This is a genomic window from Sorangium sp. So ce375, from assembly GCF_051473855.1.
Lineage (GTDB): Bacteria > Myxococcota_A > Polyangia > Polyangiales > Polyangiaceae > Sorangium.
This window is the reverse complement of sequence record NZ_CP150335.1, coordinates 4,743,955-4,767,569: the sequence shown is the minus strand read 5'-3', so window position 1 is coordinate 4,767,569 and position 23,615 is coordinate 4,743,955. Positions and strand designations below refer to the sequence as shown.

The 23,615-nt window shown below is 70.2% G+C and carries 16 protein-coding genes; 6 read left to right on the top strand and 10 right to left on the bottom strand.

What is annotated here, in order from left to right; all coding sequences use genetic code 11:
• Position 1: 1 nt before the first annotated feature.
• From WME90_RS17685 to WME90_RS17665, 5 genes are all read right to left on the bottom strand, one after another.
• The gene (locus WME90_RS17685) at positions 2 to 1,096 is read right to left on the bottom strand and encodes a PfkB family carbohydrate kinase (RefSeq protein ID WP_437282318.1); all 1,095 of its coding nucleotides are present in this window, start codon (positions 1,094 to 1,096) and stop codon (positions 2 to 4) included.
• 5 nt (positions 1,097 to 1,101) lie between these two features.
• Positions 1,102 to 1,863: a 2-dehydro-3-deoxy-D-gluconate 5-dehydrogenase KduD gene (gene kduD, locus WME90_RS17680; protein ID WP_437282317.1), complete on the bottom strand. Its 762-nt coding sequence runs from the start codon at positions 1,861 to 1,863 to the stop codon at positions 1,102 to 1,104.
• 4 nt (positions 1,864 to 1,867) lie between these two features.
• Complete coding sequence (locus WME90_RS17675) at positions 1,868 to 3,169, bottom strand: MFS transporter (RefSeq protein ID WP_437283620.1); 1,302 nt, start codon at positions 3,167 to 3,169, stop codon at positions 1,868 to 1,870.
• An 83-nt stretch (positions 3,170 to 3,252) separates the two neighbouring features.
• On the bottom strand, positions 3,253 to 4,071 hold the full coding sequence (locus WME90_RS17670; RefSeq protein WP_437282316.1) for a 5-deoxy-glucuronate isomerase: 819 nt from the start codon (positions 4,069 to 4,071) through the stop codon (positions 3,253 to 3,255).
• Positions 4,072 to 4,147: 76 nt separating this feature from the next.
• Complete coding sequence (locus WME90_RS17665; RefSeq protein ID WP_437282315.1) at positions 4,148 to 5,701, bottom strand: carbohydrate porin; 1,554 nt, start codon at positions 5,699 to 5,701, stop codon at positions 4,148 to 4,150.
• 526 nt (positions 5,702 to 6,227) lie between these two features.
• Here WME90_RS17665 and pheS point away from each other — a divergent pair.
• Together pheS and pheT are read left to right on the top strand one after the other, a co-directional pair.
• Positions 6,228 to 7,277 (top strand): phenylalanine--tRNA ligase subunit alpha, encoded by a 1,050-nt coding sequence (gene pheS, locus WME90_RS17660; protein ID WP_437282314.1) that lies wholly within the window; start codon positions 6,228 to 6,230, stop codon positions 7,275 to 7,277.
• A gap of 33 nt (positions 7,278 to 7,310) precedes the next feature.
• On the top strand, positions 7,311 to 9,773 hold the full coding sequence (gene pheT, locus WME90_RS17655) for a phenylalanine--tRNA ligase subunit beta (protein WP_437282313.1): 2,463 nt from the start codon (positions 7,311 to 7,313) through the stop codon (positions 9,771 to 9,773).
• 398 nt (positions 9,774 to 10,171) lie between these two features.
• Here pheT and WME90_RS17650 read toward each other — a convergent pair whose 3' ends face one another.
• Entirely contained in the window at positions 10,172 to 10,426 is a 255-nt protein-coding gene (locus WME90_RS17650; RefSeq protein ID WP_437282312.1) for a hypothetical protein, read from the bottom strand.
• A 269-nt stretch (positions 10,427 to 10,695) separates the two neighbouring features.
• On the opposite strand from WME90_RS17650, the gene WME90_RS17645 reads away from it, so the two are divergent.
• Positions 10,696 to 11,847 (top strand): hypothetical protein, encoded by a 1,152-nt coding sequence (locus WME90_RS17645; RefSeq protein WP_437282311.1) that lies wholly within the window; start codon positions 10,696 to 10,698, stop codon positions 11,845 to 11,847.
• 483 nt (positions 11,848 to 12,330) lie between these two features.
• The gene (locus WME90_RS17640) at positions 12,331 to 14,475 is read left to right on the top strand and encodes a glucosyltransferase-I (RefSeq protein ID WP_437282310.1); all 2,145 of its coding nucleotides are present in this window, start codon (positions 12,331 to 12,333) and stop codon (positions 14,473 to 14,475) included.
• Between the two features lie 69 nt (positions 14,476 to 14,544).
• Here the strand turns inward: WME90_RS17640 and WME90_RS17635 are convergent, their stop codons facing one another.
• A complete protein-coding gene (locus WME90_RS17635) occupies positions 14,545 to 17,490 on the bottom strand; it encodes an nSTAND1 domain-containing NTPase (RefSeq protein ID WP_437282309.1) in 2,946 nt (981 codons plus the stop codon).
• A gap of 321 nt (positions 17,491 to 17,811) precedes the next feature.
• Here WME90_RS17635 and WME90_RS17630 point away from each other — a divergent pair, with 321 nt between their 5' ends.
• Entirely contained in the window at positions 17,812 to 18,903 is a 1,092-nt protein-coding gene (locus WME90_RS17630) for a hypothetical protein (protein ID WP_437282308.1), read from the top strand.
• Positions 18,904 to 18,966: 63 nt separating this feature from the next.
• Here WME90_RS17630 and WME90_RS17625 read toward each other — a convergent pair whose 3' ends face one another.
• Positions 18,967 to 20,190 (bottom strand): MFS transporter, encoded by a 1,224-nt coding sequence (locus tag WME90_RS17625; protein WP_437282307.1) that lies wholly within the window; start codon positions 20,188 to 20,190, stop codon positions 18,967 to 18,969.
• A gap of 205 nt (positions 20,191 to 20,395) precedes the next feature.
• Here WME90_RS17625 and WME90_RS17620 point away from each other — a divergent pair, with 205 nt between their 5' ends.
• On the top strand, positions 20,396 to 21,526 hold the full coding sequence (locus WME90_RS17620) for a pirin family protein (protein WP_437282306.1): 1,131 nt from the start codon (positions 20,396 to 20,398) through the stop codon (positions 21,524 to 21,526).
• A gap of 9 nt (positions 21,527 to 21,535) precedes the next feature.
• Here the strand turns inward: WME90_RS17620 and WME90_RS17615 are convergent, their stop codons facing one another.
• Both WME90_RS17615 and WME90_RS17610 read right to left on the bottom strand, forming a co-directional pair.
• Positions 21,536 to 22,525, bottom strand: coding sequence for a helix-turn-helix transcriptional regulator (locus WME90_RS17615; RefSeq protein ID WP_437282305.1), 990 nt, complete (start codon positions 22,523 to 22,525; stop codon positions 21,536 to 21,538).
• A gap of 118 nt (positions 22,526 to 22,643) precedes the next feature.
• The gene (locus WME90_RS17610) at positions 22,644 to 23,561 is read right to left on the bottom strand and encodes an SMP-30/gluconolactonase/LRE family protein (protein WP_437282304.1); all 918 of its coding nucleotides are present in this window, start codon (positions 23,559 to 23,561) and stop codon (positions 22,644 to 22,646) included.
• Positions 23,562 to 23,615 lie beyond the last annotated feature (54 nt).

Sequence of the window (23,615 nt, the reverse complement as noted above, 5' to 3'; positions counted from 1 at the left end):
TTCATCGCTCGATCCTCGCGCTGGCTCCGCTCATCGCCCGCCGCACCTCGGCGAGCGACGCCATCGACGTGTCGCCCGGCGTCGACATCGCGAGCGCCCCGTGCGCGACGCCGCACTGGAGCGCCCACTCCGGGCTCTGCTCCGAGAGGAGCCCGTAGATGATCCCCGAGGCGAACGAGTCGCCCCCTCCGACGCGATCGAGGATCTCGATGTCTCGCTGGGCTACCTCGTAGAACTCGCCCTTGCAGTACAGGATGCCGCCCCAGCCGTTGACGCTCGCGCTCCTGGCCGTCCGGAGGCTCGTGGCCACGACCGAGATGTTGGGGTACGCCGCGACGACGTCGGAGATCATCCGGCGGAACCCCGTCGTGTCGAGCTGGCGGTAGCCCTCGTCCACACCGGGCACCTCGAAGCCGAGCGCGGCGACGAAATCCTCCTCGTTGCCGAAGAGGCAGTCGACGTACGGCATGAGGGCCCGATTGACCTCGCGCGCCCTCTCCTGACCGCCGAAATTCTTCCAGAGCGAAGGCCGGTAGTTGAGATCGTAGGAGATCCGCACGTCGTGCTCGCGCGCGACCTCCATGGCTTCCCGCGCCGCGCCGGCGGTGGTCTCCGAGAGCGCGCAGAAGATGCCGCCGGTGTGAAACCAGCGGGCGCCGCGCTCGCCGAAGATGGCCTTCCACGGGAGATCGCCGGCCTTCAGCCTGGACGCCGCGCTGTGGCCGCGGTCCGAGCACCCCACGGCGGCGCGCGGCCCGAAGCCGCGCTCCGTGAAATTGAGGCCATTGCGCGCCTCGCGGCCCACGCCGTCGTAGTCGACCCAGCGCACGTGCGAGGCGTCGACCCCGCCCTGGAGCATCAGGTCCTCGATCAGCCGCCCGATCGGGTTGTCCGCGAGCGCCGTGACGACGGCCGTCCGGAGCCCGAAGCAGCGCCGCAGCCCCCGCGCCACGTTGTACTCCCCGCCGCCCTCCCCGAGCTCGAACGTCCGCGCGGTGTGGATCCGCCGCTCTCCCGGGTCGAGGCGCAGCATCACCTCCCCGAGGCTCACCTGGTCCCACGCACAGCTCTTTGCACTTCGGATCTTCATCGTCATGCTCCTCAACGGCTCATCCACCCGCCGTCGACGACCAGCACGTGGCCGTGGACGTACCTGCTCGCCTCCGAGCACAGGAACAGCGCCGCTCCTGCGATGTCGCTCGGCTCCCCCCAGCGCCCCGCCGGGATCCGATCGAGGATCTGCCGGCTCCGAGCCTCGTCGGCCCTGAGCGCCGCCGTGTTGTCCGTCGTGATGTACCCCGGGGCGACCGCGTTCACGTTGACGCCCCTCCCGGCCCACTCGTTCGCGAGCGCCTTCGTCAGCTGCGCGATCCCGCCCTTGGACGCCGCGTAGGCCGGGACCAGGATCCCGCCCTGGAACGAGAGCAGCGAGGCGATGTTGACGATCCTGCCCGACCCTTGCTCGAGCATCTGCTTCCCGGCGAGCCGCGACAGGCGGAACGCGGACGTCAGGTTGACCTCGATCAGGAGATCCCAGTCCTCGTCGGAGTAGTCGACGGCCGGCGACCTCCGGATGAGACCTGCGTTGTTCACGAGGATGTCGAGGCGCCCGAGCTCGACGGTCGCCCTCCGGACGAGCTCCGCGTGCGAGGCGCGATCCGCGAGATCCGCGGCCGTGCCGGTGGCGCGCCGCCCGAGCCTCCGCACCGCCGCCATGGTGGCCTCGCCCGGCTCGTCCCTGCCGTGACACGCGATGTCCGCGCCTGCCGCCGCGAGCGCCGTCGCGATCGCGGCGCCGATCCCCGTGGCCGAGCCCGTCACGAGCGCGACCTTGCCGTCCAAACGAAACGGATCGTTCGTCATTGTCTTATCCCTGCTTCAACTTCGCGGCTTCGAGCCGCGGCACGAGCGCGTGGATGATGGCGAGCGCGAGCACGTAGGCGGACGCCGCCATGATGAACAGCGTCGAGTAACTGCCTGTGACCTGGAGGACGCGCCCCGCGATCTGCGCGATGAGCATCCCGCCGATGGCCCCGGCCATGCCGCCGAACCCGACGGCCGATCCCACGGCCTGCGACGGGAACATGTCCGTGGTGAGCGTGAACAGGTTCGCCGAGAAGCCCTGGTGCGCGGCGGTGGCGAGGCCCAGGAGGAGCACGGCGACCCACAGCGAGTCGGTGCGCGTCGCGAGGAAGACGGGCGCCACGCCGAGCGCGCAGGCGAGCATCGCGGTCTTGCGCGCCGCGTTCGCCGTCCAGCCGCGGCGCATCAGCGTCGAGGAGAACCACCCGCCGGCGATGCTGCCCACGTCGGAGAGCAGGTAGATCGTGACGAGCGGCGGGCCGATCTGGAGGAGGTTCAATCCATGCTTGCGGTTCAGGAAGTCGGGGACCCAGAACAGGTAAAGCCACCAGAACGGATCGGTCATGAACTTGCCGATCGCGAACGCCCACGTCTGGCGGTGCGGGATCAGGCTGAGCCAGCCGACCTTGCCGGGCGCCGGCGACGGCTCGCTCGTGATGTAGGCGCGCTCCTCCGGCGTGACGCGCGGGTTCTCCGCGAGGGGGCGGTACAGGAACATCCAGGCGACGATCCACAGCGCCCCGAGCGCGCCGGTCAGCGCGAAGGCCGCGCGCCACCCCCAGGCCACCGCGATCCACGGGACCGCGAGGGGGCACACGATCGCGCCGATGTTCGTGCCGGAGTTGAACAGGCCTGTCGCGAGCGCGCGCTCCTTCTTGGGGAACCACTCCGCGATCGTCTTGAGGGCGCCAGGGAACATGCCGGCCTCGCCGATGCCGAGGGCGAACCGCGCCGCGGAGAGCCCCCCGGCGCTGCCCACGAGCGCGTGCGCCGCCGCCGCGAGGCTCCAGAACCCGACGGCGAACGAGAACCCGCGCCGCGTCCCGATGCGATCCATGAGGCGGCCCATCGTCAGCATCCCGATGGCGTAAGCGGCCTGGAACGACGTGACGATGTTGCCGTAATCGATGTCGTTGTATCCGAGGTCCTTCTGCAGCGTCGTCTTGAGGACGCCGAGGACCTGCCGGTCGACGTAGTTGATCGTCGCGGCCGTGAACAAGAGAGCACAGATCACCCACCGATAACGCCCGATGCCGGCCGCCGGCGGCGCGGCGCCGGCGCCCGCTCCTTCCGGCGCATCGGCGATGCCGGTCGTGGACTCCGATCTCATCACCATGAAGCTATCCTCCTCACCTCGATCCGCCTGACGCAGGCCCGCTCCCCTGCTCGTTACTTGAGGCTCGCCTCGAGCCCGGAGCCGCGCTGGCTGAACTCCGGCTGGACGTTGACCACCCCGAACACCCGATCTTCGCGCTCGCGGTGCGCGGCCATGAGCCAGACGAAGTTGATGGAGTGCCCCGGCGCAGCGACGTTCGGGTGATAGCCTGCCGGCATCAGCACGGCGTCGCCGTCCCGCACCACCGTGACCACCTCGGGCGCCGCCGGAGCCGTGTAGACGAGCTGCACGCCGAACGCCGGAGGCGGCATATCGAAATAGACGTACATCTCCTCGAGCAGGTCGGTGTGCTCGTGCGGAGGCCAGCTGGTCCAGTGCCCCGGCGCCGAGCGCGTGAAGCCGGCGACGATGCGGCCGGCCTGCACGTTCTTGCCGAGCAGGATGCTGAGCTCTCGCGTCGTGGCGTCGCCGCCCGCCTTGAACTTGAGCGACGGGTCCCGCTCGACGTCGCTGTAGCGGACGACCTGGAGGGGATAGTCACCCTTCACCTCGGCGCCGCACTCGACGAGATCGACCGACGAGGTCGTGCGCACCTCGACGGCCGACCCGCGAGGCACATAGATGGCGTCGTACCGCCCGAGCGCGATCGCCTCCGCGCCGTTCACGTGCACGGCGCACTCGCCGGCCATACAAAGGAGCCCTACCTCGCGTCCGGAGGTCTCGAATCGCGCCTCCGGCGTGCTCCCGTCGAGCAGGATCCGACCGTAATGGAGGCGCTTCATCGGGCTGTCCGCCGGCGTCACGGAGAGCTTTCGCCCCCTGTGCGACGCCGTCGCGCGGATCACGACCTGCTCAGGGTTCACTGGCTTCATGGACAAGGACCTTTCCTCGCTTCGTTAAGCGTATTGACGAATGGATGCGATGAATCCCCGGAGCCGCGCGGCTGCGTCAGAACGCCGGGCTTGCCTTGATGTTCCACTCGACGTTCAGGCCGATGAAGTGCTCCCACGTGCGCTGGCTGAAGACGTCGTCCTGCGGATAGAGCGCCTTTGCTCCCTCGTCGCGCCGGGTCACGAGCCAGATGAACCGGAGCTGCGGGCGCTTGAAATCGCCCTTGCCCGCGGCGTTCAGGAACGGCACGAGCCCGAGACGCACGAGGCTCGCGCTGTGGTGGCTCGCCGCGGGGTGCGCGCCCTCCGCCCCGGCCTCGGCCGGCGGCGGCACCTTTCCCCGCCGCTGCGCCTGGTACGAGGCCTCGACGGCGACACCTCCCCAGTCGCGCAGGTAGAGGTGCGGCCTCACGAGGAAGATTCCCTCGTCCAGATCCGCGAAATCGAGCTGCTCGCTGGCGTTGCGGAAAGAGCGCACGTATCCCGCCGCCATCAGGCCGAGCGGCCCCGTCTCGTAATTGCCGCTCAACGTGAAGAGCAGCTCGTGCGCGCCGCGCGCGGTGCCGTCCGGCGCGGGCTGGGTCGGGGCGCCGAACTCACCGTACGCCGCGAGATCGCCCGCGTAGCGGAGGAACGCGTGCACGTGCCCGTTGTCCACGCCGGTGAACGGGCTGATCTGCGCCCCGACGACGTATCCGGCGTCGTGCGGCAGGCGCTCGACCACGCCGGCCTCCGCCGTCTCGCGCGTGCCTGACGGCAGCTGGTGCAGCTCGCCGTACAGCACGCCCTTGACGCCGCCCTTCTCCCCGACCGGGACGGTGTGGCTCGCCTTGAAGCTCGTGATGAGCCGCTGGCGATCGAGGAGGTTGACGTTCGCCGCGCCGGGCTGGTTGAGCGCCGGCGGGCGCTCCACCGTCTGCAGGTAATACGGCGAGAGCGGCCGGTTGACGCCGGCGTGCGCCGCGAAATACGTGCGCTTCGAGGGCAGGTCGTAACGGACGCCCCCGCCCAGCGTGTTCAGCCAGTCGAGCGGCCAGAAATCGAGCAGCTCGGCGTTGTCACCGCGGTACAGGCGCGAGCCGACCCACACGGACAGGCCCTTGACGCCGAGGTCTCGCTCCTCGACGAAGGCGTTGCGCACCGACATGTTGATGTTCCACGGCCGCGCGTTGTTGTAGTGGAGGGTCGGGGCGTCCACGACAAGGCGGACGGCGACGCGCGTGGTGGCGCCCGTGGACTCCCAGTGATCCTGGCGCTCCAGGTCCATCTGGATGTACGTGGACTCGTCGAGGCGCGAGCCTCTCAAGACGATATCGGCGTCTCGCCCCGGCCCCATCTCGGCGTCCGTGGCTGCGACGACGCGGCCGACGCCGCCGAAGAAGAAGCCGCTCTCCGGCACCGGCGCCGGAGTCGGCGTCGTCGTGGCGGCTGGAGCCGGTGTCGTCGTGGCGGCTGGCGCCGGTGTCGTCGTGGGAGGTGGCTGCGGCTGCCCGTTCACGACCGCTGGAGACACCCAGAGCGCCGCGCCGAGCAAAGCGGAGATCGCGCCGCGCCGCGGGTCGCGGCGGACATCGTGCTCGGGATCGCAAGAGAGATGGATGATGGGATTCACGGTGCGCCGATCTCGTGGTGTGGTGGAGCGGCAGCAGCGCAAGCAACAGGGTTGTCGTCAGGGCAAAAGGGAGCCCGACGAGCACGCTTGACGTGGCTCGCTCATCGATTGAAATGCTCGCGGCGCTCGCGCTCAGGCGCGCTCGCCCGCGTCTGTCAACGCTCACACCGACACGAAGCAAGCGACGGGCCAGCGACGACCAGGGCGGTCGCAGCGCCACGGCCCAGACGTCCTCGGCGCGATGAGAGTGCGAATCTCGACTCAGATGGGCAGATGCAGTCGAGAGCCCGTAAACCTCGGGTTGACACGGTTGACGTTGTCGACACCGGCGGTGGACACGCAACTCCCACGCGGCGCTCGCGCGAGCCGGGGCCCCCACCCTGCCGAGGCGCGTCCGCCGCGGTCGTGGTCGTCGAGCCTCCGGATCACGCGTGCGGGCAGCGCGCTGGCTGGCGCGAGCAGCTGGGCGCGGCGCGGGAGGTCAACGTCTTGCGTTGCCATGGCCTTCGCGGTAAGGGGGGCGGCAATGAGTGGTCCCGAACTCGGCCGCCTCATCGACGAGGTCGATCGCACGGTGGACGTCCAGTTCGCCGCAGCCGGCGATCTCGATGAGCTGAACCGCCTGTATGCCAGCCTGCTCGGGCGCCGCGGGTCGCTCAATGCGCTGATGAAGCAGCTGCCCGGCGCGGCGCCCGAGGAGCGCAAGGCGCTCGGCCAGCGCCTCAACGCCGTCAAGGGCCGCGTGGAGCGCGCCCGCGAGGAGGCGACGGCGAGGATCAAGCGCGCCGCGCGCGATCGCGAGCTCTCCGCGCCGCCCCTCGATATCACCCTCCCCGGCCGCTGGCGCGCGCCCGGGCGGTCGCACCCGATCATGCGGACCCTCGACGAGATCGTCGATATCTTCGTCGGGCTCGGGTTCGACGTGGCCGAAGGGCCGCAGATCGAGCTCGCGCGCTACAACTTCGATCTCCTCGGGTTCCCGGCGGATCACCCGGCCATGGACATGCACGACACGTTCTACATGGCCGGCGATCCTGGCCAGAACGTGCTCCTGCGCACGCACACGAGCCCGGTCCAGGTGCGCGAGATGCTCTCCCACCCTCCGCCGGTGATGATCGTCGCGCCCGGCGTCGTGTATCGCCGCGACGACGACGCGAGCCACAGCCCCATGTTCGTGCAGATCGAGGGGCTCGTCGTCGACCGCGACGTGTCTTTCGCCGATCTGAAGGGCCTGCTCGAGGTCTACAGCCGCCGGATGTTCGGCGAGGCCACGAGGACGCGCTTCCGGCCGAGCTACTTCCCCTTCACCGAGCCCAGCGCGGAGCTCGACGTGTCTTGCCTCGTCTGTTTCGGCGAGAACCGCGCCTGCCCGCAGTGCAAGGGGACGGGCTGGCTGGAGGTGCTCGGGTGCGGCATGGTCCACCCGACGGTGCTCCGGAACGTCGGGATCGACCCGGAGGAATACACGGGGCTGGCGTTCGGCATCGGCGTGGATCGCACGGCCAACATGAAGTTCGCCGTCGACGATATCCGCGCCTTCTACGAGAACGACGTCCGCTTCCTCGGAAGCCTCTAGGCCGCTGCCCCTCGCCCGCAGCCCCGATTCCCCATGTTGATATCCTACAAGTGGCTTCAAGAGATCCTCGGCGCCGATCCCGGCGTCGACGCGGTGACGTCGGCGCTCGGCCGCGGCGGGCTCGAGGTCGACCGCGTGACGCACGTCGGCGCCTCGCTGCGCTCGGTGGTCCTCGCGAGCGTCGTCGCGACGCGGCCGCACCCGGCGGGCAAGAAGGGCCTCACGGTGGTCCGTGTGGACGCGGGCGGTGCGGGCGGAGAAGGCGTTGAGGTCGCGTGCGGCGCGCCGGTCATCCCGGCGGCGCCGGCGCTCGTCTGTTATGCGCCCGTGGGGGCGCAGGTGCTCGACCGCAGCGGCGCGCTCGTGACGTTGACCGAGAAGGCGGTCGCGGGCTTCACGTCGCCCGGCATGCTCTGCGCCGAGGACGAGCTCGGGCTCGGATCGAGCCATGAGGGTCTGTTGACCGTGGAGGGCGGGCGGCCTGGGCAATCGCTGCTCGACTGGGAGCCTCGGCTCGAGGACTGGATCATCGAGCTGAGCGTCACCCCGAACCGGCCTGACGCGCTGGGGCACCTGGGTGTGGCGCGGGACGTGGCCGCGGTGCTCGGCCTGCCGTTCCGGCCGCCCGCCGTCGCCGCGCCGCGGGCGAGCGGCGCCGCGGCGCCCGCGGCCGTGCTAGCGCCTGCGGCCGTCGAAGTGCGCGACGGGGATCGCTGCCCCCGGTACGACGGCCAGGTGATCGAGGGGGTCGGCGTGCGCCCCTCGCCGCTCTGGGCGCGGGTGCGCCTCGGCCGCCTGGGCGTGCGGCCGATCACCAACATCGTCGACGCGACAAACCTCGTGATGCTCGAGCGGGGGCAGCCGCTCCACGCCTTCGATCTCGACACGCTGCGGCTGCCGATCGAGATCCGGAGGGCCCAGCCGGGCGAGGCGTTCGTCGCGCTCGACGGGCAGAAGCTGACGTTGGACGAGGACGACCTTGTCATCGCCGACGCGGACCGCGTGGTGGCCCTGGCGGGCGTGATCGGGGGCGCGGACAGCGGCGTCACCGCGACGACGCGGCGGGTGTTCCTGGAGTCGGCGTACTTCGAGCCGCGCGGTATCCGCAGGTCGGCGCGCCGGTACGGCTTCCACACCGAGGCGTCGCACCGCTTCGAGCGGGAGGTCGACATCTCGGGCGTCCCCCTGTCGCGCGACCGCGGGAGCGCGCTCATCTGCGAGCTCGCGGGCGGCGAGGCGGCGGGCGAGCCGATCGACGCGTACGTCGCGCCGCGCGCGCCGCGCCGCCTGACGCTGCGGCTCTCGCGGTACCAGCGGATCATCGGGGCCGAGGCCCCGGCGCGGGCGCGCGAGATCCTGGAGACGCTGGGGATCTCGGTGCTGGAGCAGAAGGCGGACCGGCTCCTCGTGGAGGTGCCGGAGCACCGGCCCGACATCGCGGAGGAGATCGACCTCATCGAGGAGGTCGCGCGCGTCGCCGGCTACGACCAGATCCCGAGCCGGCTCCCGCGCGTGGGCGCGGCGCCCGCGGGCGCCCGCGGCGACTACCGGCTGCGGCGCAAGGTGCGGCAGATCTGCACGGGGATCGGGCTGCACGAGGCGGTGACGTACTCGTTCCTGTCGCCCCAGGAGCTGAAGGCGGCGCGCTACGACGACGCGTCGCTCCTGCGGCTGCTCAACCCGCTCTCCGAGGAGAAATCGGTGATGCGGCCGTCGCTCGTCCCGGGGCTGCTCACGGTGGTGCAGCGCTCCCAGCGGTACAACGTGCCGCGGGTGCGGCTGTTCGAGGTGAGCCAGGTGTTCCTGCCGCACCAGGGCGAAGCGAGCGGCGCGAGCCCTCTGCCGCGGATCGAGCGGCCGCCGGTGAACGAGCCGACGCGGCTCACGATCTTCCTGGCGGGGCCGCGCGACAGCTATCTGACGCGGCCCGAGGACGTCGATTTCTACGACGGCAAGGGCGTGGTCGAGGCGGTGCTGGCGGAGCTCGCGGGCAGCGTGACGCCGGCGTTCGACCTCTCGGGCGAGGCGCCGCCGTGGGCGCACCCGAAGAAGGGCGCCCGCGTCCTGCTCGACGGCCGCGAGGTCGGGTACGTGGCGGAGCTCCACCCGGACGTGCGCGAAGCGCTGGAGATCACGAGCGGGGCCGTCGTGGCGGAGCTGGATCTCGCGACGGTGGCCGCGGCGTACAAGGCGCCGGTGGCCGCGAAGCCGAGCCGCTTCCCGGCGATGCGGCACGACGTGGCGCTGCTCTTGCCGCTCGACGTGCCGGCGGGCGATGTGCTCGAGGTGCTGCGGACGACCGCGGGGGAGCGCTGCGAGAAGGTCGAGATGTTCGACAGGTACCGTGGCGAAGAGCTCCCGCCGGGGACCCACTCGCTCGGGTTCGCGCTGTGGTTCCGGTCGGCCGAGCGGACCTTGACGGACGACGAGGTCGACAAGTGGACGAAGGCCGCGGTGGACGCGGCGAAGGCGCGGTTCGGGGCGCAGCAGCGCTGAGGGCGCCAGGGGGCTGCCCTCCTGGCGCGCCGCCGCGAGCGCCCCGCGAGCGGCCTGTTCCGCCATCATCACGCGTTCGTATACCTCCCATTCCTCTGGGGTGAACGTGGCCGTGCGCGTCACCTCGAGCGCGTCGCGGAACTGCGCCTCCGAGCGCGCCGGCGGGACGGACGGCAGGAGATGGCGGCATATGGCACCGCCGATATCGGCATAGCTCTATGGCGTGTGGGAAGCGGGCCGAGCGATGTCTTCGCGGTCGGCTCTGAGGCACGTTCTTGCGCTACGACGGTAGCTCCTGGCTAAAGTTCAATTCGGCAACGGAATCCGCCCTCAGGGCACCCGCGACGTGACGAGTCCCGCCGCCCACGTCCCGCGGCGCCCCTCCCGTGGCGCACCCGCTACTTCAACGTTTCCTTGAACGTCCCTGCCGTCCGCTCGATCAGCGCCTCCCACGCGCGCTCGCTCTGCACCGCCACCTCGGCCGCTTCCCTCGCGTTCCGCTCCTCCTCGGTGGCCTTTACCTGAGCGAGGCGCACCTCGGACTCGGACCGCTGCGCGGTGTCCCGCGCCGTCCGCGCCACGACTGCCGCCACGCGGGCCGCCCCGTCCTCGGTCTCCGTGCGCTTTCGGGCCTCCTCCGCCTCGCCCTGCATCTCCCGCTTGCACCGCGACCTCCCCGCGGCCGCCAAAACCGGGCAGTGTCCGGAAGAGCCCTGATCGAGCCCGTGATTCCGCACATGTGCGACCGAATTTCGACCACCATCGCACTCCGAGTGTCCCAGGTAACCCAGGCATTCTTCGCGCCGGCGCTTCACAGAAGGACCTCCGCAGGTGTAGTCTAGGCAACGACATCTGCTCGCCGCGCCCGAGGGCCCGGTGCGAAAGCGCGCTCGAAGTTCGGTGGCGCCCCGAGGAGAGGCACTTGGCTGTCGTCGTGACGACCCGCAAACGAATTATTCAGATCGGCCTCTCCTGCCTGAAGCGCCTCGCGTCCATCGCGCTGATGGCCCTGTACGCTCCGCCTGCAGGAGCCCAGGCGGCGCCGCCAACGGCAGAGTCGTCGTCGCCATCGCCGCTGGCTCGAGTGCCCGGGAGGGCGGAGTCGCCCCCCTCGACCGCGCCGCCCTCATCGCCCTCGCCGTTGCCGCCGACTCCAGCAGCAGCGTCGTCATCGACGCTGCCATGGCACCGGGGAGTCCCCGAGGACCGCAAACGGAAGGCTCAGGCGCTGTTCGACGAGGCGCGGCAGCTGCACCGGCGCATGATGCTCGCGGAGGCGCGGGCCAAATACGAACAGGCGCTGGCGGTCTGGGAGCATCCCGAACTCCGGCTCTACCTGGGACGGGCGCTCGCGAGCATCGGTCTGCCGCTGCTGGCCTACGACAACCTGCGCATGTCGCTGCAATGGGGGCCCGGGTTGCTCGATCCCGACGCGGAGCAGGAGGCGCGCACGACGATGCGCGCGCTCGTGGAGCAGGAGCTCGCCGCCATCGAGATCCGCTGTGACGAGCCGGGCGCCGCCGTGCTTCTCGACGGCAAGCCTTGGTTCGTCGGCCCCGGCACCCGGCGGCGGATGGTGATGCAAGGAGAGCACGTCGTCACGGCGAGGAAGATTGGCTACTTCACGGTCGTCAAGCCCATCGTCGTGCTCGCTGGCAAGGAGGCATCGGGGCAGCTCGCGTTGAGCGTCGACACCGTGGTCACCACCCAGAGGTGGCCCGTATGGATCCCCTGGGCCACGTTTGGCGCGGGCATCGCGCTGGGCGCCGTCGGCGCGGGGCTGGAGTGGGATGCCCGGACGGATCACGCTGCGACGACCGATCGCCTCAACCGCGAGTGCAATCCGCCGTGCAAGCCTTTGCGCGACGACGAGTACGACGCCAGCGTCATTGAGGAACGATTCGCGATCGGCGCGCTCATCGCGGGCGGAGCGACCGCGATGACGGGAACGGTCCTCGTCTTCATGAACAGACCGATGTCCTACCGCACCGAGGATCGCGGCGGCGTGAAGCTCGAGGTCCACCCCGCCGTGTCGTTCGACGCGGCGATCCTGTCCGCCCGGCTCGTGTTCTGAGCCACCGGCTTCCCCGGCGATCTACTGCCGACCGCAAAGAGAGGACGCCGCTCCAGTCAGCGCGGGGGCAACGCGTTCCCAGGATCATGAGGTGTCATCCATGGCGTCGAACCATTGCTGTCCTGCGCAAGAGATGGGTGTGAACCGTCCGAAGATTGCGCTGGAGCGCCCCCATCGCCCTGCGCCGCTCCGCGCCGGCGCTGAGCGCTCCAGCGTGGCCCTGAATCACTTCGCGCCGCCGACACGCGCCCCAGATCGCGGGGTGGGTCGCCCTCTGGAGCCCTAATCATCGGAGACCCAAAGGCCCCGCCCTGACCCGCCCCAGGGCTTCCGGCTTGGTCCTGGCGTTCGGTGAAGAACGTCCCCGAGCTCGCGTGGCCGGGTGTATGATTGCGCCGCACATGACGTGCGGCGCGATGCGCGCCGGGCGAGCTGCACGGCCGTCGGGCGAGAGAAAGCGAGTGGAGAATGCAAAGGCGGGACGTGGATCTCAACCCGATGGGCTCGGGCGGATGGCAAGGCGGAGGAGCGATTCGTCATGCAGTGGCGGTGGTGTTCGTGATGGTGTTGATCGCCATCACGGGTGCGTGCCTCCGGGGCGCGGTCGAGTGCGACAACGGCGATGGGTTTTGTCCCATCGGCCTCTACTGCGCCCGTCAGGAAGACGGGAGCCACCTTTGTAACATGTGCGGCGATGGCGTCGTTGATGAAGCGGACGGCGAGATTTGCGATTGCGGTGCAGGTGACGTCAAGCCCACCGCGGCGATGTGCAATGGGATGCAGAATGCTACGCTAGGTGGGCGCTGCCGAAGCGACTGCAAGTTGTTAGGTTGCGGCGACGGAGAAAAGTCAGCGGATGAAAAATGTGACACCGCCTTGCCGGTGATCACGTCATGCGTGGAGCTTCGCTACGACTTCGGTCGACCTGGATGCACAAGCGCCTGCGATGAACTATCCACAGATTCGTGTGGAGACTGGAACTGGCGTCGCCACAAAACCAGCACGGATTTCTCTTTGATTAATCTGTGGGGTAGCGGGCCGTACGATATATTTGCTGTCGGCGAGGAAGGCGCCATCCTGCACTACGACGGCCAGGGCTGGAACCAGATGGATTCGAAGACGTCGGCACGGCTCAGTGGCGTGTGGGGCAGCGGACCGCGCAATGTCTTTTCTGTCGGCGAGGAAGGCACCATCCTGCACTATGACGGCCAGAGCTGGAACCAGATGGATTCGAAGACGTCGGCACGGCTCAGTGGCGTGTGGGGCAGCGGACCGCACGATGTTTTTGCTGTCGGCGAGGAAGGCACCATCCTGCACTACGACGGCCAGGGCTGGAACACGATGGATTCAAGAACATCGGCATTGCTCTATGGCGTGTGGGGCAGCGGGTCACACGATGCCTTTGCTATCGGTGACGGAGGCACCATCCTGCACTACGACGGCCAGGGCTGGAACACGATGGATTCAAAAACATCGACATTTCTCTATGGCGTGTGGGGCAGCGGGCCGCACGATGTCTTCACTTTCGGTTTCGGAGGCACCCTTCTGCACTACGATGGCCAGAGCTGGAACACAATAGCATCACAAGCATCGGAATCGCTCTACGGCGCATGGGGCAGCGGGCCGCACGACGCCTTTGCCATCGGCGACGGAGGCACCATCCTGCACTACGACGGCCAGAGCTGGAACATGATAGCGTCACAAGCGCCGGAATCGCTCTATGGCGTATGGGGAAGCGGACCAAACGATATCTTTGCCGTCGGCTACAGAGGCACCATCCTGCACTACGACGGCCAGAGTTGGAGCACAATGGCATCGCCCACGTCGAACAGGCTCCGTGGCGTATGGGGAAGCGGACCACACGATGTCGTTGCCATCGGTGACGAAAGCACCATCCTGCACTACGACGGCCGAGGCTGGGACACGATGACATCGCCCACGTCGAGCGGGCTCTATGGCGTATGGGGGAACGGGCCGCACGATGTCTTTGCTGTCGGCTACAGGGGCACCATCCTGCACTACAACGGCCAGAGCTGGAACACGATGGCATCGCCCACGCCGAACGGCCTCTATGGCGTATGGGGAAACGGGCTGCGCGATGCGTTTGCTGTCGGCAACAGAGGCACCATCCTGCACTACGACGGCCAGAGCTGGAACACGATGACATCACCCACGTCGAACGGGCTCTATGGCGTATGGGGGAACGGGCCGGACGATGTCTTTGCTGTCGGCGAAGTAGGCACCATCCTGCACTACGACGGCCAGAGCTGGAGCACGATGGCATCGCCCACGTCGAACGGGCTCTATGGCGTACGGGGAATCGGACAGCACGACGTCTTTGCTGTCGGCGAAGGAGGCACCATCCTGCACTATGACGGCCAGCGCTGGAACACGATGGCATCGCAAGTGTCGGAATCGCTCTCTGGCGTGTGGGGAAGCGAGCCGCACGATGTCTTTGCTGTCGGCAACAGAGGCACCCTCCTGCACTACGACGGAATATCCTGGATGCAATTCAACTCGAGAACAGACTTGCTGCTCAATGGCATATGGGGCACAGGTAGATATTCCTTCGTCGTCGGTGCCGGAGGCGCCATTTACCGTCACACCGGGCCGCCACTGAAACAGTAAGGGCGCGGCACCCCTGATCCGGCGCAGCCACAAGCCCACCCCCGGCGCGCCGCCCGAAGCGAGCGCCCGTCACTTCAACGTCTCGCCGATCTTCCCCACGGCCCGCTCGATGAGCTGCTCCTGCTCCTCCTTGCTCCGCAGCACCGCCTCGGCCGCCGCCTTGGCCTTCTGCTCCTCCTCGGTGGCCTTTGCCTCGGCCGTTCGCGCCTCGGCCTCCGCCTTCTGCGCCTCATCCCGCGCCATCCGCGCCTGGTTGGCCGCGACGCGGGCCCGCTCGGCTTCGGCCTCTGCCCGATCCCGGGCCTCCTCGGCATCGTGCTGCAGCCGCTCGGCCCGTCGCCGCTGCGCCTCGCTCTCCTGCCGCGCTGCCTCGCTGTCCTGCCGCACCCGCTCCGCCGCGCTCCGCTGCGCCTCCTCGCGCGCGAGCGCCTTCTTCAGCGTGTCCTCCGTGGTCCGGATCTCGTCGAGCTGCGCCCATCTCACCTGGTTCAGGCGAGTCAGCTTCACGATCCCCGCCCCCGCCGCGACGACGAGGAGCGACAGCGCCGCGATGACCCCGGAGACGAGACGGCGCCTCCCGCGTTGCTGCTGATCGGCGAACCCGAGCACCTCGTCCAGATAGAGCTGCTCCCGCTCCGGCAGCTCACCACGGTAACGCTCGCGAAAGCCGCGGGCCTCCTCGGCGACCTTGCCGCGCCAGAGCGTGTCCGCGGCGCGGCCGCTCGCATCCCAGAGCCTCGCCGCCGCGCGCAGCCGATCCAGGAACGCGGCGTCCTCCTGGTTCTCGTCGAGCCACCGCTTGAGCGTCGGCCAGCGCTCGATGAGCGACTCGTGCACGATCTCCACCGTGCTGCCAGCGCGGTCGCTCCCCGTCTCGATCGCCAGGAGCCGCCCGTCGGCGAGCAGCTCCACCACCCGCTCGATCTCGCCTCGATCCCCGGGCAGCTCGCACAGCTCACCCAGGCTCGCCACGGCCCGCGTCCGCTCCGGCGTCACCAGGCGCTCCAGGACCACCCGCGCGAGCTTCGCCCGGCGCTCGCTCATCCCCGCCAGCACCGTGTCCGCGTGGCTCGCGAGCGCGCCCGCCACACCCCCGAGCGCCTCGTAGCTCTCCCGCGTGAGCAACCGGCGCCCCCGATCGCGCATCTCCCACAGCCGCGCCGCGGTGAACTGGAGCAGCGGCAGCGCGCCGCGCGTCGTCGCCAGCGCGTCGAGAAAGCCCTCGATCATCGCGGGATCCTCGACCTCGTACCGCGCCGCCTCGATCGGCTTCATCAGCGCCTCGCGCAGCCCCTCGCGCCCCATCGGCCGGAGGAACACGAGGCCGCGGATCATCGCGGCCATGAACTGCTCGTGCTCGGCCATCCGCTCCAGGAAGTCCGAGCGCACCGCCAGGACCACCCGGAGCGGCGAGGAAGCGTCGTCGGCGACCCCCGTGAGGCACGCGAGGAACGCCTCGCGCTCGCTGGCCGCTGTGCCGAGCGTGAAGAGCTCCTCGAACTGATCCACGAACAGCAAGAGGCGTCGCTGCGCGCCGCCCGACCACGCGCGCAGCGACGCGCCGAAGAGGCCGGGCTCGACGCGCAGCCGCTCGACCAGGGGGGCCGCGCCCGTCGCCGCGCCGCTCGGCGGGCTGGACGCCAGCCGGGGTGCACACAGCGTCGCGGCGGCGTGGCTGAACAGATCCGCGAGCGCCACCATGGGCTCACGCCCGGGCCGCACGACGAGCGCCTCCCAGCCCTCGCCAGAGCGCTTCAGCGCCGGGATCACCCCCGCCCTCACGAGCGACGACTTCCCCACGCCCGACGCCCCCGCGAGCGCGAGCAGCGGCTGGCTCCGGAGGCGCGCCACGACGCCCGCGAGGTCCTGCGCGCGGCCGAAGAAGCGGTCGGCGTCGGCCTCCTGGAACGACGACAGGCCGGCGAACGGGCTGTCGTCGCTGCCGAGGAGGATCTCCCGGCGCCCGGGCAGGAGGGGCAAGAGCTCGGCCAAGAGCTCCTGCGCGGACGCGAACCGCTCGGATTTCCGCTTGCAGAGGCACCTGTCGATGATCGCGCCGAGCGCGCCGAGCTCCGGGTGGCGCGCGCTGACCTGGGGCATCTGCTCATCGAGGAGCGCCACGCTGAAGAGCGTCGCCTGGCTGACCGGCGCGAGCGGGTGCTCGCCGAGCACGAGCTCATGGAGCATGATGCCGACCGCCCAGATATCGCTGGACTGGTCGATGTCCTTTCCCCTCCACTGCTCGGGGGACATATAAGGCATCGTGCCGATGACCGCTCCCTCGCCGGTCAGGCGCGTCGTCTCGGTGCCAGAGCGCTCCACCGCGAGGGCGAGGCTCCCCTCGTCCTCGCGCAGCTTGGCAATGCCGAAATCGACCACCTTGATCGCCCCCGACGCCTCCAGCATGATGTTCTCGGGCTTGAGGTCGCGATGAATGATGCCGGAAGCGTGCGCGCGACAGAGCGCGCGCACCACGGGAACCATCATGTCGACGGCCAGGCTGGGCGGCAGGGGCGCCGTCGACATGTCCTCGCTGGCGTCAGCAGACCTGCGCTGGCTCATCCAGGCGCGGAGGCTCTGCCCCTCGATGAACTCGAGCACCATGTACGGATATCCATTGTGCTCGTTCACCTCGTGGATCGTCACGATGTGCTCGTGGTTGCAGCGCGCGGTGGCCTGCGCTTCGATCAAGAAGCGCTGTAGACCGCTGCGGCTCAGCCTCGTGAGGAGCTTGATCGCGACGAGGCGAGCGAGCCGGGTGTCGCGCGCCAGGAAGACGGTGCCCATGCCGCCCCGCCCGAGCTCGCGCAGGAGCTCGTAGTGGCCGATGCGGGTGCCTGCCAACGGCGGCTCGCTCCGGGAGATCGACAAGGACGGCGGAGCGCTCGCGTCGGTCACCGCCTCGCGCTTCACCCCATGAACGCCCGCTGGATCGAGGCCCCCGACCGCCGGGAGCGCCGAGCCGATAAGCACCGTGCTGGCGTAGGCCTCATCCACGAGGCCTTCTGTGCTCATGCCAGAGCGCCCTTCATGATCGAGCGGAGCCGCGTCGGACGATCGAGGGACGGCGTCCTGGGTGATCAGCTCAGTGGCCACCTTCTCGTCTCCCTGCAAAAAGACACCGCCATGAAACCGAACGCCTCCGCAACAGCTGGAGCGATGACAAGAGCATAGGCGCCCAGCGCAGCCGTGTATACACAGACCCATCACAAGAGCGCTTCACAGAGGACATGCGCGGGCCTATCTTCAGGCGCGGAGCTTGCACGTCCGTCCGGCGAGCCGGGCGACCGCTCGATGAAGCATGTCGGGCGAGCCGGAGGAGTGCGATTGGCTTTCATGACGACGACCCGTAAACGACCAGCTCACGTCGCCCTTCCGTTTGCGAAGCTCCTCCTGCCCGTGCCCCTCATCGCCCTGTGCGCCGCGCCTGCTCGAGCCGAGGCGCCGTCGAGCGAGATGCTGCCGCCGTCATCGTCGTCATCGTCGCCCCCTCCAGCGTCGCCGGCGACAGCGGAGTCGCCGGCGCCCCCGCCGCCATGGCACCAGGGGATCTCCGAGGATCGAAAGCAGATGGCCCTGGCGCTCTTCAAGGAGGCGCGGATCTTCCACCGGCGCATGATGTTCGCCGAGGCGCGGGCGAAGTACGAAGAGGCGCTGATTTCGTGGGAGCACCCCGAGCTCCGGCTCTACCTCGCGCGGGTGTTGAGGAGCATCGGCCTGCCGGTCCTGGCCTATGACAACCTGCGCCTCGCACTGCGATGGGGGCCCGGCTCGCTCGACGCCGACAAGGAGCAAGAGGCGCGCGCGGTGCTGCGAGCGCTCGTGGCGCAGGAGCTCGCCGCCATCGAGATCCGCTGCGATGAGCCGGGCGCCACCGTGCTGATGGACGGCAAGCCGTGGTTCGTCGGCCCCAGCACACAGCGCCAGATGGTCACGCCGGGAGAACACGTCATCACGGCGAGAAAGGACGGCTACTTCACGGTCGCCAAGCCCGTGGTCATGCTCGCCGGCAAAGAGGCCTCAGGCCAGCTCGTCGTGCGCCCCGAGACCACCGTCACCACGCCGCGGTGGCCCGCCTGGCTCCCCTGGGCCACGGTCGCAGCCGGCGTGGCCGTCGCCGCCACGGGCAGCGTATTGATGTGGGACGCCGAGAGCAGGAATGCCAGAGACCACCTGCGCAACCAGCTCGATTGCGGTTCATCGTGCGAGCCGTCCGACGACTACCGCTACGACGCCAGCGTCAACGAGGGGTGGCTGGCCACCGGCACCCTGCTCGTCGGCGGAGCGACGGCGCTCACGGGCGCGGTCATGCTCTTCATGAACGGGCCTCAGTCGTACCGTAACGAGGAGCGAGGCGACGTGAAGATCGAGATCCGGCCCGCTGCGTCGCCCGGTGCTGCGATGGTGACGGTCCGCTTCGTGCTCTGATGCGGTAGAGCCAGGTGCCGCTCCAGGTGAGCCTCGATATCCTGACGCTGGTGGCCGGCTGCGTCAGGGCGCCGGACGCCCCGCAGCCGCCGGCGCGACGCGCCGCTCGATCCCGAGGAACAGCAGGGGCAGCGCGGCCGTGAACGCGATGGACAGCCCCGCGACGACCGACATGCCCTCGAGACGGTGGTCCGGCAGCTCGTGGAGCATCCTGGCCGCCGCGAACGCCGCGATCGCCGACGACATGTGCTGCACCGCCGACTGCATCGAGGTGAAGCGCGCCCGCTCGGCGGGGCGCGGCACCTTCGAGGTCAGCGTGTTGTGAGAGACGTTGCGGAACGTCATGCCCAGCATGAAGACGATGAAGATGGCGAGCACCGGCAGCCCCGGCACGTACGAGACGAACCCTGCGTAAAGGACGCTCACGAGCACCACCGCCCCCACCGAGCCCGTCTGGAACGCGCCGAGGCGATCGACGAGCGGCCCCACGGCCCGCATCGCGAAGAAGCTCACCAGGCCGCCCACGAAGTAGAGCAGCCCGAGCCGCCCGCGCGGATACCCGAGGTTGTACTGCACGTAGGCGGAGATGTTGGGGATCACCAGGAACGACGCCATCGTGAGGATCGACGTCGTCGCATACGAGAGCAGCACGATCGGCCGGCCGAGGAGCGCGCCGAGCTCGCCGAGCGCGCTGCCCGACCGGGGCGCGCCCGAGAGGTGTTCCCGCATCGAGGGCAGGAGGAAGATCGCGAGCCCGGCGACGAGCAGCCCGAGCGCCGCGACCGCGAAGAACGGCAGCGGAAAGCCGCCGCGGCGCGCGAGCTCCAGCCCGGCGGGGACGCCGAGCACCGAGGCGACCGAGAACGAGCCCATCACCACGCCCATCGCCTTGCCGCGCCGCTCGGGCGGGATGACGTCGGCGACGATGGAGAACGCGACGGAGGTCGCGGGCCCGCCGAACGCCCCCGCGAGCACGCGCGCCGCCATGAGGCTCGGCAGCCCCGTCGCGAAGCCCCCGGCCGCCGTGCCGGCGACGAGGCCGAGCATCGCCACGGCGAGCGCGCTGCGCCTGTCGAACCGGTCGAGGAAGAACGCGCCGGCGAGGCCCGAGACCGCGGCAGCCGCCGTGTAGCTGCCGCCGATGAAGCCGATGCTCGACATCGGGATGCCGAGCGCGACCGCGAAGTCGGGCCCTAGCGGCATCACCATCACGAAGTCGAGGATGTTGATGAACTGGACCGCAGCGACAAGGAAGATGATGCTCGATTCGGAGCGTCGACTGGACACGAGGGTCGACTCTAGTCGACTCTCGGCGCGCTCGCCCCGGCTCGACACGAAAAAGCGCCGCGCCCGCGCGCACATGCCCCGACGCGCGCCCCCGCACCCGCTCTCTCCCCTGCCCGCGCGGCGCCTCGCCCGTTGCTCCCGGCGCAACACCACGTTGCGCCCTCGCAACGTTGTCCCTCCACGAGGCCCACCTTACGATGAGACGATGACCGCCATGGATCGCCGCACAGCCCTCGGCGCCCTCGCCGCAACGCCCGTCGTCGCCGCGTGCTCCCGCTCCGAGCCCTCGCCCGATCGCACCGACGGAGCCGCGCTCGCCGCGGAGGACGTCGTCCGCGACGTCGCGCCGCTCGGGTTCCCCTGGGAGACGCTCGACCCCTTCCTGTTCTGCGTCCACCACGACGACGCCTACCCGGCCGGCAACGAGCGCATGGGGCCGGCCGCCTCGCTCGCGGGACGCGCCATCGGGCGCGACTTCGCGGGCAAGGACGGCTGGCGCATGTACCACGGCGACGTGGTCCCCGGCTTCCCGCAGCACCCGCACCGCGGCTTCGAGACCGTGACGGTCGTGCGGCGCGGGCTCGTCGATCACGCGGACTCGCTCGGCGCGGCCGCGCGCTACGGCCGCGGCGACGTCCAGTGGCTCACGGCGGGGAGCGGCATCGTCCACGCGGAGATGTTCCCGCTCGTCGAGCGGGACGGGCCCAACCCGCTCGAGCTCTTCCAGATCTGGCTCAACCTGCCGCGCGCCGACAAGCTCGCGGACCCGCACTTCGTGATGATGTGGGGCGACACGATCCCGAAGCAGATCGCGCGCGACGCCGCGGGCAGGACGACCGAGATCACCATCGTCGCCGGCCGCCTCGGCGAGCTGCGCCCGCCGGCCCCGCCGCCGAGGTCGTGGGCGGCGCGCGCGGCGTCCGACGTGGCGATCTGGACGATCAAGATGGCCCCGGGCGCGCGCTTCGCGCTGCCGGCCGCCGCCCCCGGCACGAGCCGCGCGCTCTACTTCTTCCGCGGCGCCGAGCTGCGCGTCGGCGCCCGCCGCGTCCCCGCGGGCCACAGGATCACGCTCCGCGACGCGGCCGCCGCGCCCCTCGAGAACGGCCCCGACGAGGCCGAGCTCCTGCTCCTCCAGGGCCGGCCCATCGGAGAGCCCGTCGCGCAGCACGGCCCCTTCGTGATGACCTCGATGGCGGAGGTCCAGCAGGCCTTCCTCGACTACCGGCGGACCGGCTTCGGCGGGTGGCCGTGGCCGAGCGACGGCCCTGTCCACGGGCGCACGAACGACCGCTTCGCGCGCTACCCCGACGGCCGCATCGACAAGGCGGGCTGAGCCGATCCCTCACCTCGCGTCGAGCGCGGGCTCGTCGCTCCAGCAGTCGTTCGCGCTCTCCCGGTGCCGCGCGCGGTACTCCGAGGGGCTGACGCCCTCGGAGCGCCGGAACTGCTCGGCGAAGCGCGACGCCGAGTCGTATCCGCAGGCCGTCGCGACCTCCAGCACGCCGTGGCGCCCCGAGCGCAGGAGCGCCTTGGCGAGCTCGAGGCGCTCCTTCCAGAGGAGCGCCCTGAACGAGACCCCCTTCGCGCCGAGCCGGCGGCGCAGCGTCGCGTCGCTCACCCCGAGCGCGCGCGCGACCTCCGGGGCCGCCCACGGGCGCGCCGGATCGCGGCGCACCAGCGCCCGCACCGCGAGCGTCGGATCGAGCGCCAGCGTCGAGGAGGCGGCGCGCGCCTCGTCGAGCTGCTCCCGGTGCTGCAGGAGCAGGGTCAGGATGAGATCCTCCAGCCGGTGCTCGATGAGCAGCGCGTGCGCGCCGGGCAGGAGGAGCGTGTTCACGAGGTGGATCAGCGCCTGGAGCGACGGCATCGCGGAGCGCAGGAGGTGCGGCCGATCCGCCTCGAAGCCGCCGAGCCCCCGCTGGACGCAGAGCGTGGGGTAGCGGCGCTGGAGCCGCTCGTCGACCTCGCTGAGCAGCTCGATCGTGAACGAGCGGTAGGCGCCGCGCTCCGGATCGGGCTCGTTCACGAGCTCGAGCTGGATGCCCTGCGGCACGAGCAGGATCTGCCCCTCGCGGGCGACGAGGCGCGTGTTGCCGTCCGGGCCGTCGAGGAAGATCCGCTTCGCGCCGTCGAGGATGAGCACGACGAGCGGCCGGGAGAGCCGCTGGATCGTGATCCGCTCGCGCGTGCGGGTGAAGACGCCGACCCATCGGGCCAGGCCGGCGCCGCTCGCCGAGGACGTGCGCTCCAGGCGGTTGATGGCTTCCCTGAGCGCGCCCCAGGCCTGGGCTTGATCGGAGGGCTCGAGCAGTCGGGTGAGCTGGGTCTTCATCGTCGCTCCTGATCGGAAGGGCGTATCTCTCCCTCCCCGCGCAGACACGGCGCAGGGCCGGCCTGGGCGGCGCAGCGTAACCGCGCCGGCCCGGGGCCTGAAGCGCCGCTCCACCGGCTCATTTCACGTCGAGCAGGACGACCTCGCCGTCGTCGAAGAGCGGCACGAGCAGGCGATTCCTCCCGCGGTCCCAGCCGAGATCGGCGGGGCTCGGGAGATCCGCGGCGAGCGTGGAGATGCGAGGCGCCGCGTCGCCGGCGGGGTCGACCTCGAAGACGGCGCCCGCGTCCCAGCTCGACACGAGGAGCCGGCCGTCGTCGAGGCGCACGAGGCCGTCCAGCGTGCCGGCCGGCAGGGAGATCTCGCGCCGCCGCTGCCCCGAAGCGTCGAGCGCGTCGACCCGCGCCGCGCCGAGGTAAGCCACCCAGATCTCGTCCTCCGCGCACGCCACGCCGTTCGGGTGCGGCAGCGCGGGATCCGCGACCAGCCTGGAGACCTCCCCGCCCGGGGCGATCGCGACGAGCGCGTCGGTGCCGATCGAGGCGAACGCGCCGTCCTCGATGGCCACGCCGGAATCCGAGACCACGATCGACCCGTCGGGCATGGCCGCGACGTCATTGAGAAGGCCGGCGCCGGCCACCTCGATGTCCTCGACGGGCGCGCCGTCGCTCGCGTCGAAGACGCGGATCGCGTCGATATCGGCCACGTAGAGCCTGCCGCCCGCGATGGCCATACCCTTCGGGGCGCTCAGGGTGACGCCCTCCGACGCGCCGTCGATCCATGTCAGGTCGAGGACCTCGCCGTCCGGCGAGACGCGCGAGATGAACGCGCGGCCGTCCTTCTCGACCGGTGAGCCGACGATGTTCGAGACCAGGTAGACGTCGCGCTCCTCGTCGTGGAGGACGGATTCGGGCGTGCTGAAGCCGCCGACGCGGCGTCGCTCCGGCGCGGCCGGGGCCTCGCTCTCGGCGCACGCCTGGAGGGCGGCAGAGAGGCAGACGAGGACCGCGACGAGGCGTTTTTGTTGGGTTTTCATGGTGAGCTCTCTCGTTGACCAGACCGGCGACGCGCCGGCTGGTGCGCCTACCCT